Source organism: Bradyrhizobium sp. USDA 4486 (genome assembly GCF_054057995.1).
This window is the reverse complement of the sequence record NZ_JBSRZV010000001.1, coordinates 6,286,550-6,300,675: the sequence shown is the minus strand read 5'-3', so window position 1 is coordinate 6,300,675 and position 14,126 is coordinate 6,286,550. Positions and strand designations below refer to the sequence as shown.

The following is a 14,126-nucleotide window of genomic DNA, read 5'->3' as shown; positions in this document are numbered from 1 at the left end:
TCCGGCGGTAAGAGTCCAGATCGTGAACGCAAAGGCGGCCCCAAAAAAATGCGGGGCGCTGGGTTCCAGGCTCGCGTAGCTCTGCGGGTGATTTGGCTGGAATTGCCGTGTGTTAGCTTGTCGTGCGAAGCGCGCGCCCGGATCGAAGCTACGCCCCCACCCGCGTCGCTCCGCTCCGCGACCTCTAAAGCGGGAGAGGTGAATCCAACTCGCAGCTCGGCTAGCGTCCCGTTGAACCAAATCCGCCGGCGCCGCGATCCGTTTCCGACAATTTCGCCACCGGAACCAGCGCGGCCTGCACCACGGGTGCGACCACCATCTGTGCGATGCGCTCGCCGCGCTTGATCACGAACGGCCCGGTGCCGTGGTTGATCAGGATCACCTTGATCTCGCCGCGATAGTCCGCGTCGATCGTGCCCGGCGCGTTGAGCACGGTGACGCCGTGCTTGGCGGCAAGGCCCGAGCGCGGTCGCACCTGGGCCTCGAAGCCGGGCGGCAACGCAATCGCAAGGCCCGTCGGCACCAGCGCATATTGGCCGGGCGCCAGTGTCAGCGGCTCGCTCTCCGGCACTGCGGCCATCAGGTCGAGGCCGGCGGCCTCGGCGGTCTGGTAGGCCGGCAGCGGCAGGCCCTCGGCATGGGCGAGGCGCTGCAATTCGACCGCGACTTTCGTGCTCAAGATGCGGACTCCAGGGATTTACCGGTCACGCTTTTTGCGACATGCGCGACCAGCTCGATCGCAACCTGTTCCTTGGTCATCACGGGCCAGGAATCAACAGCGATCTCGCCGTCCTTCTCACCATTCTTGCGGCTTATGAGGTGGACGGTGTTGCGGTCGCCGCCCATCACGCCGGTCGCGGGTGAGACGTCGTTGGCGACGATCCAGTCACACCCCTTGCGCTGAAGCTTTGATTTCGCGTTGTCGATGAGGTGTTCGGTCTCGGCAGCAAAACCGATCACCAGCGGCGGGCGCTTGTCGGTCAGCTTCGAGATCGTGGCGAGGATGTCGGGATTCTCGACCAGCTGAAGCTGCGGCATGCTGCCTGCGGTCTTCTTCAGCTTCTGCTCGCCCTCATTGGCGACGCGCCAGTCGGCGACGGCAGCGGCGAAGATCGCGATGTCGGCGGGCAGCGCGGCCTGCACCTGCTCCAGCATCTGCCGTGCCGATTCGACGTGCTTCACTGTGACGCCGGCGGGATCGTCGAGATCGACCGGGCCGCTCACCAGGATCACCTCGGCGCCGGCGGCTTGTGCTGCGGCGGCAATGGCAAAACCCTGCTTGCCCGAGGAACGGTTGGCGATGTAGCGCACCGGATCGATCGGCTCGTGGGTGGGACCCGCGGTGATCAGCACGCGCTTGCCGGCGAGCGGCTTCGGCACTGGCGGCCGCAGCAGCCGCTCGGCGGCGGTGGCGATCTCGATCGCCTCGGACATGCGGCCGACACCGGCTTCACCCGCTTCGGCCATCTCGCCGGAATTGGGCCCGATCAGCACCACGCCGACACGCTGGAGCTGCGCGACGTTGCGCCGCGTCGCCGCGTTGTTCCACATCAGCGGGTTCATCGCCGGCGCCAGCAGGATCTTGCGGTTGGTCGCGAGCAGGATGGCGCTGGCGAGATCGTCGGCATGGCCGTTGGCCATCTTCGCCAGGAGGTCTGCGGTCGCCGGAGCCACCACGATCAAGTCGCAGTCGCGCGCGAGGCGGATGTGGCCGGCATCGAACTCGCTCTGAGGATCGAACAGATCGGTATAAACGCGCTCATGCGAGAGCGCGCTGACCGCGAGCGGCGTGACGAATTGCTGCGCGGCCTTGGTCAGCACGCTGCGGACCTCGACGCGGCGTTCCTTCAGCCTGCGGATCAGGTCGAGCGACTTGTACGCCGCGATGCCGCCGCCGATGATCAGGGTGACGCTGACCTCAGGAACCGCGCCGGTGCGCTGCGGCGTGGGGGCGGTGGATAGCGCCGGGGGCGCCGAAAAAGGCGTCAGCGGCTCCTCGCGGCCCTCGATCAGCTCCCGCAGGATGACCCGGACCTCTTCCTCGACCGACCTGTGGTTCTTGGCCGAGCGCAGCCGCAAATAGGTTTTGACGGCGTCGTCGAGCTTGCGGATGGTCAGGCTTGCCATGACAGCCCTCCAGCACGGAATGATAGCAATGCTATCATTTGCGCGATTGCATTGCAATCAAAGATTCCGGACGGCGATCAGGATTCCGATGAAGGTCGCGGCAATGATCCAGAGCGCCACGGTGCGCCAGCGATTCTTGCGGCCCTCGCTCCGGCCCATGGCGGCGATGCTCTCCGGCGACAGGCGAAGGCCTTCCCGGGTCATGGTCTCGAGCTGCTCGAGCACCGCGACCGAGCGCTGGGCGATGTCGGGCAGGCGCATCATCACGCGGGCGAGCTCGCCGCCGCCGGCGAGCGCGCCCTGCACGCGGCCGATCGGACCGAGGTTGCGCTCGATCCACTCGCGCACCACGGGGTCGGCGATCTTCCAGATATCGAGCTTGGGATCGAAGCCGCGGGCGACGCCTTCGACCACCACCATGGTCTTCTGCAGCAGGATCAGCTCGGGCCGCGTCGTCATGTCGAACAGGCCGGTGACCTCGAGCAGCAGCGTCAACAGCCGCGCCATCGAGATCTCCTCGGCGGTGCGGTTGTGAATGGGCTCGCCAATGGCGCGGATGGCCTGCGCGAAATTCTCGACCGAATGATGCGCAGGCACGTAGCCCGCCTCGAAATGCACTTCCGCCACGCGGCGATAATCACGGGTGATGAAGCCGAGCAGGATCTCGGCGAGGAAGCGCCGCTCCTTCATGCCGAGCCGGCCCATGATGCCGAAATCGACCGCGACGAGGCGGCCGGCCTCGTCCAGGAACAAATTGCCCGGATGCATGTCGGCGTGGAAGAAGCCGTCGCGCAGCGCATGGCGGAGGAAGCTCTGGATCACCTTGCGGCCGAGATCGGGCAGATCGACCTGCGCCTCTTCGAGGCGCTTGTGATCGTTCAGCGCGATGCCGTCGATCCACTCCATGGTCAGCACGTTGTGCGTGGTGCGGTCCCAGTCGACGGTCGGCACGCGGAAGTCGGGGTCGTCCTGCGTGTTCTCCGCCATCTCCGACAGCGCGGCGGCCTCGAGCCGCAGGTCCATCTCCATCGCGACCGAGCGCGACATGGTGTTGATGACCTCGACCAGACGCAGGCGCCGCGCCTCGGCCGAATAGGTCTCGGCCTTGTGCGCGACGAAGAAGAAGTCGGAGAGATCGCGGCGGAAGCGCGCGGCAACGTTCGGCCTGAGCACCTTGACCGCGACAGGCCTGCGAATGCCATCGCGCTGCACCTCGCCGCGATGCACCTGCGCGATCGAGGCAGCTGCGACCGCCGGGCCGAAGCTGACGAACACGTCCTTGAGCGGCCGCTCCAGCGACGTCGCGATCGCAGCTTCCGCCTCTGCCTGCGGAAACGGCGGCAAGCGGTCCTGAAGGCTTTCCAGGTCGCGCGCCATGTTGAAGCCGACCACGTCGGGGCGCGTCGCCAGGAATTGGCCGAGCTTGAGATAGGCCGGACCCATCCGCGTCAACGCGCGCGAGATTCGCGGGCCCTGCTTGACGCCTCGCCGCTCGACGATGCGCGCAAGTTTCAGCGCGAGCTGGCCGGGCGGCGGCACCAGGCTGGGATCGACCGAGCCGAACACGCCCTCGCGCGCAAATACGAACGCGGCGCGGATCAGGCGCGCAATGTGGGTGAAGGCAGAGATCACAAACGCCAGCCCGAATGCAGTGCGACGATGCCGCCGGACAATGTCTGCCAGCTGACGCGGGCGAAGCCGGCGTCGCGGATCATGTCGGCGAAGACGTTGGGCCTTGGAAATTTGCGGATCGATTCGACGAGATACTGATAGGACTCGGCATCGCCCGTCACCATGCGGCCGAGCGGCGGAATCACCTTGAACGAGAACAAATCGTAGATCCGGTCGAGCCCGGGCACCTCGACGGTGGAGAACTCGAGGCACAGGAAACGGCTGCCGGGCCTCAGCACACGATAGGCCTCGCGCAGCGCCAGGTCGATCCGGGGCACGTTGCGGATGCCGAAAGCGATCGTATATGCATCAAAGCTGCGGTCGGCGAAGGCGAGCGCCTCGGCATTGCCTTCGACGAAATCGACCTGGGTGTCGAGATGGCGCTTGGCGGCGCGCTCGCGGCCCACAGCCAGCATGTCGGTGTTGATGTCGCAGACGGTGGCATGGAAGCCCGCGCCGGCCGCCTTGGCGGCGCGGAACGAGATGTCACCGGTGCCGCCGGCAACGTCGAGCAACGCGAACGGCCGATCGCTCCTGGGCGGGTTGAGCGTGTTGATCATGATGTCCTTCCAGACCCGGTGCAGGCCACCGGACATCAGGTCGTTCATCAAATCATAGCGCGACGCCACGCTGTGAAACACATCGTTCACCAGCGTCTGCTTGTCCCCCAGGGGCACGTCCCTGAAGCCAAAATGCGTGGTTTCGCCCGGCCGATCCATTACTCTACTCCACGAGGCGGACCATAGCCTGCCCGCCGCAATGGCGCTATCACACCGCCTTCATAAGGTGAATGCCTGACCATGCCTGAATTGCCCGAAGTCGAGACCGTCCGCCGCGGCCTTCAGCCCGTCATGGAGGGCGCGAAAATCCTCAGGGCGGAGGCCCGCCGGCCTGACCTGCGCTTTCCGTTCCAGCCGGACTTCGTGGCCCGGCTCAAGGGGCAAGTCGTCACGGGCCTCGGCCGCCGCGCAAAATATCTCATGGCCGATCTTGCCTCCGGCGACGTGCTGCTGATGCATCTGGGCATGTCGGGCTCGTTTCGCGTCGTCAAGCCGGACAACGACGCGGCACCCGGCGAGTTTCGCTATCCGAAGGGCAAGGATTCAGCACACGACCACGTGCTGTTTCGGATGTCCTCCGGCGCCGACATCGTCTTCAACGATCCGCGCCGCTTCGGTTACATGAAAGTGATTGCGCGCAACGCGCTCGACGATGAGCCGCTGCTGCGCGGGCTCGGCCCCGAACCGCTCGGCAACGAATTCGACGCCGCGATGCTGGCGCGGTCCTGCGCAGGCAAGACCACGAGCCTCAAAGCCGCGCTGCTCGACCAGCGCGTGGTCGCGGGTCTCGGCAACATCTATGTCTGCGAAGCGCTGCACCGCTCGCATTTGTCGCCGCGCCGGATCGCCGCGACGCTCGCGACCAAGGGTCGCAAGGGCGCTGGCGGCGGCGAGCCGACCGACCACGCGAAGCGCTTGGTCAGCGCGATCCACACCGTGCTGAACGACGCCATCAAGGCCGGTGGATCGTCATTGCGCGATCACCGCCAGACCTCGGGCGAGCTCGGCTACTTCCAGCATTCCTTCAAGGTCTACGACCGCGAGGGCGAGAAATGCAAGACGCCCGGCTGCGGCGGCACGGTGAAGCGTTTCACCCAGAATGGCCGGTCGACCTTCTGGTGTCCGAAATGTCAGAAATGAGATGGATCGCAGCCGGGAGGTCGTGAGTCTCGGCGAAGACGACGATCCCACCACGCCGTCATTGCGAGCGCAGCGAAGCAATCCGGCCGGGCTGGTGACCGAATTGCTTCGTCGCTTGTGTCACCGGATAGGGAAGAGCCGCCTGGCGCCCGAGCGATCGCCCCGCTCAGTACGCCAGTGTCGTGGTCTCGTCCGCCACAAGCTCGGCGGCGACGTGCAACATGCCGTTGGCGGCCGAGATGACCTGGTCGATCAGGACATTGGTCGTAGCCTCGAGCTCGAGCCGGTTCTCGATCCAGCGCCAGAGGCCGCGGATCTCGTCGGCCGACTTGCCGTTCGGCGCGAACTCGCTGACGGCGAGGCCGCTGGCGAGCGAGTCCTGGTGGTCGTTGCGCATGACGATCAGCGGCCGTGCGAGCACCTCCGCGAGATCGAGCGCGGCTTCCTCGGCGAGCGCGCCCGCGGCGTTGTCGATGCGCTGACCGCGGATCGGGGTCTGGTTCAGCACGAAGCTGTAGGGCCGCTTCCAGGCGCGCGCGACGCTCAGCGTCGAGACGGTCGCCTCGATGTCGGCGACGGTCGGCCGGGACGGGATCAGGCAGAGGTCGGAATGACGGATCGCGGCGGTGGTCACGGCGGACAGGCCGGCCGCGGTGTCGACGATCGCGACCTGCAGGCCGCTGTCCGCCAGCATCTTGACGCGCGGCGCGAAATCGGCGGCGTGATAGATCGGCTCGACGACGACGTCGTCGTTGTTGCGGCGGCGGGCCCAGTTCGACAGCGTGCCCTGCGGATCGGTCTCGATCAGGCGGACGGTGAAGCCGGCCTGCTTGGCTGCCAGCGCGAGTCCGATGGCGAGCGTGCTTTTGCCACTGCCGCCCTTTTGGGTGGCCAGTACGATCGTATGCATGGAAAGTTCAATCCTTTGGAATGTCTGGGTCGTTGGGGTAACGCCACGCGAACGTGCATCGCTTCTCGATGCTGAGCTCTTCTCGCTCAGGACGTGCCCTGCCCGATCCAAAGGATCGCGGATGTCCGAATCAACGGTAACGATGATGGCAGAATCGGGAATGCCAGCCAATCCGTACCAACACTGGACCCGTACTCGCGCGCATGACTTGCACGCGCCGCGGGTCCGGGAGTGTCGCGCTTGCCTACTTCCGCACGCAGATCACGCGCACGACGGCGGCTCTGGCGTCGGTCGAGGTGCCGTTCGCTGTGACCGCGTTCGCTTTCAGGAAGTCGCGCACGGTGTCCGCGCTGACCATCACCGCCTGCGATGCCGGCACTGTCGTCGCAGGTCCTGCAACCATCGCGGGCTTCAGCAGCGCGATGCCGGCGAACTTGCCGTCGCCATCGATGGCCGGGCCGCCTGAAAATCCGACCGCGGGCGGCGGCGACAATGCCGAGTCGCTGCTCGTGACCGGCGCCAGTGCGCCCTTGACGCTCGATATGTTGGCGGCGCCGCCCTGGCTTTGGGGATCGGCGATGCCGACGACATCGACACTCGCCTTCATGCCACCGCCTGTGAGGCTGAGCGGCTTCAGGCCGCGCGCGCCGTAGATGTGCAGCAGCGCGAGATCGTGCTCCTTGTCGTCGGCGAGCCGGTCGGCGCTGCCATAGCCGGCAATGGTGATCGCGAGACAGCTATCGGTGACGAGGCGGTCCGCGACGATCGCGCCGTCGTCGCTGACGACGATGCCGGTGCCGTATTCGACGCTCTTGCGCGGCGGCGGCCCGGCTTGCGGCCCCGACGGGAACGCATTGAACGCGCTCGACATCGCGATCACGACCGGCTCGACCGTGTTCTCGGTGGCTTGGTCATAGAGGATCGTCATGATGCGGACCTCGTCGCCCTTGAAGGTGCCGCGGACGTAAAACTTCTTCAGGCCCTGCAATCCCGACAGCACGAAGAAGTCGGGCTTGACCACGGTGTAGTCGACCTTGCGGCCGGCCGGCTCCTTCTTCTCCGCATCCGCGAGCTTAGCCGTGGTCGGGTTCGCCTCCTTGCGGCGGCTTAGCAACACCTGCACCGTGCCGGTCGGCGAGGTCCATTTCGAGCCGTTGGCGTCGGTCACCTGCTGCGGCACCAGTTTTGCGGGAATGCCGAGCCGTGCGCCGCTGGTCATCTCGGTCACGATCTTCCAGCCGACGCTCTCCTGCTTCCGCCGCGCTGTCTCGGCGAGCGCGGCGCGCTCCTGCGGGTTGAGCACGCCGGTCGGCTTGCCGCCTTTGAGCTTCTGGTATTCCTTGATGGCTTCGACCATCCGCGTGCTGACATCGCCGGTGATGGCACCGTTATACTGGCCGACCCAGGCGAGATCGGACTGGAGCGCCAGGCGCTCTCCTTGCGTCATGCCATCCGCCGTCTCCGACGGCGTCTGGGGGGCGGGCGGCTTGATCGGAACGGTCTGGACGATTTTCGGCCTGGTGCCGGGGACCTGTGGCGTCGTCATCTGGGCGTTCGCAGCCGTGGCAGACGCCAACATCAGTGTTGCCGCAAGCATCGATCTCATGACAAATCCAGCCAGCCCATTGAACGCCAAGCCATTGAAGCACATCTCGTTGGTCGCGAACAATGTTGGGGTGGTTCAGGCCTGCAATAAGGGCCAAAACCTCATCCTGAGGAGCCGCGGAGCGGCGTCTCGAAGGATGAAGGCCGGGCTGCCGCAGCGGGCCTTCATGGTTCGCCCGGCGATGCGACGCATCGTGCGGAGACGGCGCTTCGCGTCTCCTCACCACGAGGAGTTAGAGCGAGGGCGTGGTAGGAGAGACGTACGACGATGCTGAGCCCGGACGAACTCGAACGCTACGCCCGCCACATCGTGCTGCGCGATGTCGGTGGTCCCGGCCAGGCTGCGCTGAAAAAGGCCTCCGTGCTGGTGATCGGCGCGGGCGGGCTCGGTGCGCCCGCCTTGATGTATCTAGCCGCAGCCGGCGTCGGCACGCTCGGCGTGGTCGATGACGACGTGGTCTCGCTGTCGAACCTCCAGCGTCAGGTGATCCACACCACGCCCGATATCGGCCGCCACAAGGTCGAGAGTGCGGCGGAGCGGATCGCCGCGCTCAATCCGCATGTCCGCTTCGTCGGTCACGCCACATGGCTCAATGCCGACAATGCGCTCTCGCTGGTCGGCGACTACGATCTCGTGCTCGACGGCTCCGACAATTTCTCGACGCGCTATCTCGTTTCCGACGCCTGTTTCTTCGCGAAGCGGCCGCTGATCACGGCGGCGCTCGGCACTTTCGACGGTTCGCTCACCACCATCCGCGCGCACGAGACAAACGAGCAGGGCGAGTTCAATCCGACCTATCGCTGCCTGTTCCCTGAGGCGCCCCCGCCCGGCACCGTGCCGGCCTGCGCCGAGGCTGGCGTCATGGGCGCGCTTGCGGGCGTGCTCGGCTCGATGATGGCGCTGGAGGCGATCCGCGAGATCGTCGGCTTCGGCGACGGCCTTGTCGGCCGCCTCCTGATGATCGATGCGCGCGCGATGCGCTTCGAGACGCTGCGTTACACGCGCGATCCGGCCAATCCGCTCAATGGCGACGGGCCGGTGTTCGACGATCTAAGCATCCATCGCGAGTAGCGCGTGTGCAAACAGTAGAACTCGACGCAACTGATTGGAAAACAGCTCAAGACTTTCGATCCCTCAAGGCAGCAATGGGGGCACCGGAAGGCATGGGGATAGCGTGGCCGCCTTCTTGGATTCAATTTTCGGCAGCGGAATGAATGCCCTTAAGCCTCCTTACGTCATCAAGGTCGTGAATACGGGTCAACTCGCACCAGAGCTTATGGACCTCATCCGAGATCTTTCGTCAGCGATGGAGGAGACGCGACTGCGTCGGCTTGCCCGCACAGGGGAGGACGTGGCGGTTGGTCTTGAAATCGCGAATTAGCCGGGCCCTCACAGCATGCTCGGGAGCACGCGATCCGGCGGCTTGTGGGCGTCGAGGAAGGTACGGATGTTGATGATGACCTTCTCGCCCATCTCGACGCGGCCTTCGATCGTGGCCGAGCCCATATGCGGCAGCAGCGTTACCTTGCCGGCCTTGGCGAGCCGCACCAGCTTCGGGTTCACCGCCGGCTCGTGCTCGTAGACGTCGAGGCCGGCGCCGCCGATCTCGCCGCCTTCGATCAGCTTGATCAGCGTGTCCTCATCGGTGACCTCACCGCGCGCGGTGTTGACGATATAGGCGTCCTTGCGGATCAGCTTTAGCCGCCGCGCCGAGAGCAGGTGATAGGTCGCGGGCGTATGCGGACAGTTCACCGAGATGATGTCCATCCGGGCCAGCATCTGGTCGAGGCTTTCCCAATAGGTCGCGCCAAGTTCCTCGGCGATCTTCGGGGCGACGGGACGGCGGTTGTGATAGTGGATCTGAAGGCCGAAGGCGCGGGCGCGGCGCGCCACCGCCTGGCCGATGCGACCCATGCCGATGATGCCGAGACGCTTGCCGCCGATGCGGTGGCCGAGCATCCAGGTCGGCGACCAACCCGCCCACGGCTTTCCCTCGGTCAGGATCGAGGCGCCTTCGATCATCCGGCGCGGCACGGCCAGGATCAGCGCCATGGTCATGTCGGCGGTGTCTTCGGTCAGGACCTTCGGTGTGTTGGTGACGGTGATGCCGCGGGCATGCGCGGCCTCGACGTCGATATTGTCGACGCCGTTGCCGAAATTAGCGATCAGGCGCAGCTTGCAGTCCGGCTGGTTGACGATGTCGGCGGTGATGTGGTCGGTGACGGTCGGAACCAGCACGTCGGCGGTGCGCGCGGCTTCCGCGAGCTGCTCGCCCGACATCGGCGTGTCCTCGAGATTGATCCGCGCGTCGAACAGCTCGCGCATCCGCGTCTCGATCGAGTCCGGCAGCTTGCGCGTCACCACGACGAGGGGCTTTTTCTTCACCGACATGTCCTGCCCTCATGAGGCGCTCGCTGCCGCCTCTGTCACCAAAGGCTGGCCGTTCAGGCCTCATTAACCCGGTTGTTCGACACTGCCCTTGCCGTGTCGTCCCCGGCGTTTCCTTGAAGCTCTCCCGACATTTCCGGCCGGAAAATCGGGGCAAACTGGTTGTTCAACTGCCCGTCCTCTCTAGCAGAAGGCCGGGCCAAGACAAGAACCACGGGTCAGCTTCGGGAACACCCGCGTGGGGCGGGTGGGGCGCAAAGGCGGGTATGGAATTTGGGGAGAGGACCTGGCCCGACCGGGTCTTCGACAGGAGACGGGTTGATGGCGTTGGGGCGTTTTTGTTCGGTGATGGCCCTCGTTTGTACCTGGTTGGGCGCCTCGGTCGGCCCCTCGCATTCGGCCAAGGACAACACGCCCCAGACTGCCAGCGGGCTGCCCGTGCCGCGCTATGTCAGCCTCAAGTCCGACCACGTCAACGTCCGCGCCGGTCCGACCAAGGACAATGACGTCGCCTGGGTCTACACCCGCGCCGGCCTGCCGGTCGAGATCACGGCGGAGTTCGAGAACTGGCGCCGGGTGCGTGATTCCGAGGGCGCCGAGGGCTGGGTCTATCATTCGCTGCTGTCGGGCCGCCGCACCGCAGTCGTCACCATGAAGCACAAGGACGATCTGGCACCGATCTACGATCGCGCCGATCCCGAAAGCGCGGTTGCAGCAAGGCTCCAGGCCGGCGTGATCACCCAGGTGAAAAAGTGTGCCGCAAACTGGTGCCGCGTCACCGGCAACGGTTTTGACGGCTGGATCCAGCAGGAACGCCTCTGGGGCGTCTATTCGGACGAGCAGGTGAATTGACGCGAAGCGTCATCCCAAGGCGATGCAAAGCATCGAGCCCGGGATCTCGAGATTCCGGGTCTGGTGCTGGCGCGCCATCCCGGAATGACGAGTCAGAACGACAATGGCCGGGAGCGGAATAAGCCCGACCATGTCGATCAAATCGGCAGCTTCGGACCGATCTCAGCGCTTCTTGCGCAGCCGCACGACCATGTCGATGCGGGAGATCTCGTAACCTTCCGGCACCTCCGGCATCTTGGACAGCGCCAGATGCGGATCCTCGATATCGACCAGCTCATGGCTGTTCTCGAGGTAATAATGGTGGTGGGTGGTGACGTTGGTGTCGAAATAGGTCTTGGTGCCGTCGACGCTGACCTGGCGGAGCAGGCCGGCGTCAGTGAGCTGGTTCAGCGTGTTGTAGACGGTCGCCAGCGACACCGGGACCTTGGCGAGGGTCGCTTCCTCGTAGAGCATTTCAGCCGTAAGGTGGCGCGCGCCCTTGCCGAACAGCAGCCAACCGAGCGCCATGCGCTGGCGCGTCGGGCGGAGGCCGGCCGACTGAAGCATTTCGTTGACGTCGTGCCACGGGCAGCCGGTCAGCGCCGGCTGGCGGCCGGACAGCAGGGTCGCCGTGTGGGCATCGTCATCGTGATGATGCGGTGTATTCTCGCTCATTTCCAGATTTCGGCACGCATTGACACTATCTATCTGCAATATATGGACAGATAGATGCAGATGCAAGTTTCTCGCAACTAGAGAGGTTCTAATCACCCTTGGAACTGGGCGCGGACCCCCGTCATTTTACCTTCATGACAGCGCTTTGCCACCGAAATGGCGTGTGTTAGAGAGCGCGCGGTTCCGCTAGCCGATTTTGGTGCGGCCAGGCAGGGAAAGCCAGGCCGGCAGTCCATCCGGGCGGCCTTTGCGGGAGCGGCGCCCGGCGGTGGCACTTGGCGTTGCTCTCCGATCGAGACGGGGCCCATTTTCGCCAAAAAACGCCGCTCAATCGGGATTAGAACAGAGGCTCGTGCATGCTGAACAAGCGCAACGGTTACGAATATGAAGATCTGCTGGCATGTGCCCGCGGCGAGATGTTCGGTCCAGGCAATGCCCAGCTGCCGTTGCCGCCGATGCTGATGTTCGACCGCATCACGGAAATTACCGACACCGGCGGCGAGTTCGGCAAGGGCCTGGTCCGCGCCGAGCTCGACGTGAAGCCCGATCTCTGGTTCTTCGGCTGCCACTTCAAGAATGATCCGGTGATGCCCGGCTGCCTCGGCCTCGATGCGCTGTGGCAAATGGTCGGCTTCTATCTGGGCTGGATCGGCGGCGAAGGTCGTGGCCGCGCCCTCGGCCTCAGCGAATTGAAGTTCGGTGGCCAGGTGCTGCCCGAGGCCCGCAAGGTTGTGTACAACGTCGATATCAAACGCGTGATGCGTTCAAAGCTGGTGCTCGGTATCGCCGACGGGTGGCTTTCGGTCGATGACCAGATTATTTATCGCGCCAAGGATCTGAAGGTCGGCCTGTTCAAGCAGGGCACGAGCCTGGGCTGAGCGCATTAGCAAGAAGACAACGATTAAGGCGAGGCTGTCATGAGGCGGGTTGTGGTCACCGGGATGGGCATCGTCTCGTCGATCGGAAACAACACCCAGGAAGTGCTTGCGAGCCTTCACGAGGCGAAGTCGGGCATTTCGCGGGCTGAGAAATATGCCGAACTCGGCTTCCGTTCGCAGGTCGCGGGTGCGCCGACGATCGATCCCGCGACGGTGGTCGACCGCCGCGCGATGCGCTTTCTCGGACAGGGCGCGGCGTGGAATCACATCGCCATGGAGCAGGCGATCCAGGACTCCGGCCTGTCGCCCGACGAGGTCTCCAACATCCGCACCGGCATCATCATGGGCTCCGGCGGCCCCTCGGCGCGCACCATCGTCGAATCCGCCGACATCACCCGCACCAAGGGCCCGAAGCGCGTCGGTCCGTTTGCGGTGCCGAAGGCGATGTCGTCCACGGCCTCCGCGACGCTCGCGACCTGGTTCAAGATCAAGGGTGTGAACTACTCGATCTCCTCGGCCTGTGCGACCTCGAACCACTGCGTCGGCAACGCCTATGAGACGATCCAGATCGGCAAGCAGGACGTCATCTTCGCCGGAGGCTGCGAGGAGCTCGACTGGTCGCTGTCCGTGCTGTTCGACGCCATGGGCGCGATGTCCTCGAAATACAACGACACGCCCGCCACCGCCTCGCGTCCCTACGACCTCAATCGCGACGGTTTCGTCATTGCCGGCGGCGCCGGCGTGCTGGTGCTGGAAGAGCTCGAGCATGCCAAGGCGCGCGGCGCGCGCATTTACGGCGAGATCGTCGGCTACGGCGCGACCTCGGACGGCTACGACATGGTTGCGCCGTCGGGTGAAGGCGCCGAGCGCTGCATGCGCATGGCGATGTCGACGGTGAAGACCAAGGTCGACTACATCAACCCGCACGCGACCTCGACGCCCGCCGGCGATCCTCCGGAAATCGAGGCGATCCGCAAAGTGTTCGGCGTCGGCGAGAAGTGTCCGCCGATCTCGGCGACCAAGGCGCTGACCGGCCACTCGCTCGGCGCCACCGGCGTGCAGGAGGCGATCTATTCGCTGCTGATGATGAACAACGGCTTCATCTGCGAGAGCGCGCACATCCAGGAACTCGATCCGGTGTTTGCCGACATGCCGATCGTGCGCAAGCGGATCGACAACGCCAAGATCGGCACCGTGCTGTCGAACTCCTTCGGCTTCGGCGGCACCAACGCCACGCTGGTGTTCAGCCGGCTGGATGCGTGAGGCCTTGCATACGCTGGTAGTTTTCGTCATGGCCGGGCTCGTCCCGGCCATCCACGTCTTTGCTACTAGCTGCGAGA

The 14,126-nt window shown here is 65.1% G+C and carries 13 protein-coding genes; 5 read left to right on the top strand and 8 right to left on the bottom strand.

Going from position 1 to position 14,126, the window contains the following annotated elements; translation table 11 throughout:
- Window positions 1-220: 220 nt before the first annotated feature.
- Genes dut through ubiE form a run of 4 tightly spaced genes read right to left on the bottom strand, consistent with a single transcriptional unit; the run spans window position 221 to window position 4,517 of the window.
- Window positions 221-679 (bottom strand): dUTP diphosphatase, encoded by a 459-nt coding sequence (gene dut, locus ACVWY3_RS29680; protein ID WP_456841645.1) that lies wholly within the window; start codon window positions 677-679, stop codon window positions 221-223.
- Window positions 676-2,127, bottom strand: coding sequence for a bifunctional phosphopantothenoylcysteine decarboxylase/phosphopantothenate--cysteine ligase CoaBC (coaBC, locus tag ACVWY3_RS29675; RefSeq protein WP_456841644.1), 1,452 nt, complete (start codon window positions 2,125-2,127; stop codon window positions 676-678). Before coaBC ends, dut begins: the two co-directional genes overlap by 4 nt.
- 57 nt (window positions 2,128-2,184) lie before the next feature.
- Entirely contained in the window at window positions 2,185-3,759 is a 1,575-nt protein-coding gene (gene ubiB, locus ACVWY3_RS29670) for a 2-polyprenylphenol 6-hydroxylase (protein ID WP_456841643.1), read from the bottom strand.
- Entirely contained in the window at window positions 3,756-4,517 is a 762-nt protein-coding gene (ubiE, locus tag ACVWY3_RS29665; protein ID WP_456841642.1) for a bifunctional demethylmenaquinone methyltransferase/2-methoxy-6-polyprenyl-1,4-benzoquinol methylase UbiE, read from the bottom strand. Before ubiE ends, ubiB begins: the two co-directional genes overlap by 4 nt.
- An 81-nt stretch (window positions 4,518-4,598) precedes the next feature.
- Here ubiE and mutM point away from each other — a divergent pair, with 81 nt between their 5' ends.
- A complete protein-coding gene (mutM, locus tag ACVWY3_RS29660) occupies window positions 4,599-5,498 on the top strand; it encodes a bifunctional DNA-formamidopyrimidine glycosylase/DNA-(apurinic or apyrimidinic site) lyase (protein ID WP_456841641.1) in 900 nt (299 codons plus the stop codon).
- A 166-nt stretch (window positions 5,499-5,664) separates the two neighbouring features.
- On the opposite strand, the gene ACVWY3_RS29655 is transcribed toward mutM, so the two are convergent.
- A complete protein-coding gene (locus tag ACVWY3_RS29655; RefSeq protein ID WP_456841640.1) occupies window positions 5,665-6,408 on the bottom strand; it encodes a nucleotide-binding protein in 744 nt (247 codons plus the stop codon).
- Between the two features lie 244 nt (window positions 6,409-6,652).
- On the bottom strand, window positions 6,653-8,014 hold the full coding sequence (locus tag ACVWY3_RS29650; protein WP_456841639.1) for a serine protease: 1,362 nt from the start codon (window positions 8,012-8,014) through the stop codon (window positions 6,653-6,655).
- Between the two features lie 267 nt (window positions 8,015-8,281).
- Here ACVWY3_RS29650 and ACVWY3_RS29645 point away from each other — a divergent pair, with 267 nt between their 5' ends.
- Window positions 8,282-9,085, top strand: a complete 804-nt coding sequence (locus tag ACVWY3_RS29645) for a HesA/MoeB/ThiF family protein (RefSeq protein ID WP_456841638.1) — start codon at window positions 8,282-8,284, stop codon at window positions 9,083-9,085.
- Window positions 9,086-9,403: 318 nt separating this feature from the next.
- On the opposite strand, the gene ACVWY3_RS29640 is transcribed toward ACVWY3_RS29645, so the two are convergent.
- The gene (locus ACVWY3_RS29640) at window positions 9,404-10,405 is read right to left on the bottom strand and encodes a 2-hydroxyacid dehydrogenase (RefSeq protein ID WP_456841637.1); all 1,002 of its coding nucleotides are present in this window, start codon (window positions 10,403-10,405) and stop codon (window positions 9,404-9,406) included.
- 318 nt (window positions 10,406-10,723) lie between these two features.
- Here ACVWY3_RS29640 and ACVWY3_RS29635 point away from each other — a divergent pair, with 318 nt between their 5' ends.
- Window positions 10,724-11,254 (top strand): SH3 domain-containing protein, encoded by a 531-nt coding sequence (locus ACVWY3_RS29635; RefSeq protein WP_456841636.1) that lies wholly within the window; start codon window positions 10,724-10,726, stop codon window positions 11,252-11,254.
- A 162-nt stretch (window positions 11,255-11,416) separates the two neighbouring features.
- Here the strand turns inward: ACVWY3_RS29635 and irrA are convergent, their stop codons facing one another.
- Entirely contained in the window at window positions 11,417-11,908 is a 492-nt protein-coding gene (gene irrA / locus ACVWY3_RS29630; protein ID WP_456841635.1) for an iron response transcriptional regulator IrrA, read from the bottom strand.
- Window positions 11,909-12,264: 356 nt separating this feature from the next.
- Here irrA and fabA point away from each other — a divergent pair, with 356 nt between their 5' ends.
- Together fabA and fabB are read left to right on the top strand one after the other, a co-directional pair.
- The gene (fabA, locus tag ACVWY3_RS29625; RefSeq protein WP_456841634.1) at window positions 12,265-12,786 is read left to right on the top strand and encodes a bifunctional 3-hydroxydecanoyl-ACP dehydratase/trans-2-decenoyl-ACP isomerase; all 522 of its coding nucleotides are present in this window, start codon (window positions 12,265-12,267) and stop codon (window positions 12,784-12,786) included.
- Between the two features lie 39 nt (window positions 12,787-12,825).
- Window positions 12,826-14,049, top strand: coding sequence for a beta-ketoacyl-ACP synthase I (fabB, locus tag ACVWY3_RS29620; protein WP_456841633.1), 1,224 nt, complete (start codon window positions 12,826-12,828; stop codon window positions 14,047-14,049).
- The last annotated feature ends 77 nt before the right edge of the window (window positions 14,050-14,126 follow it).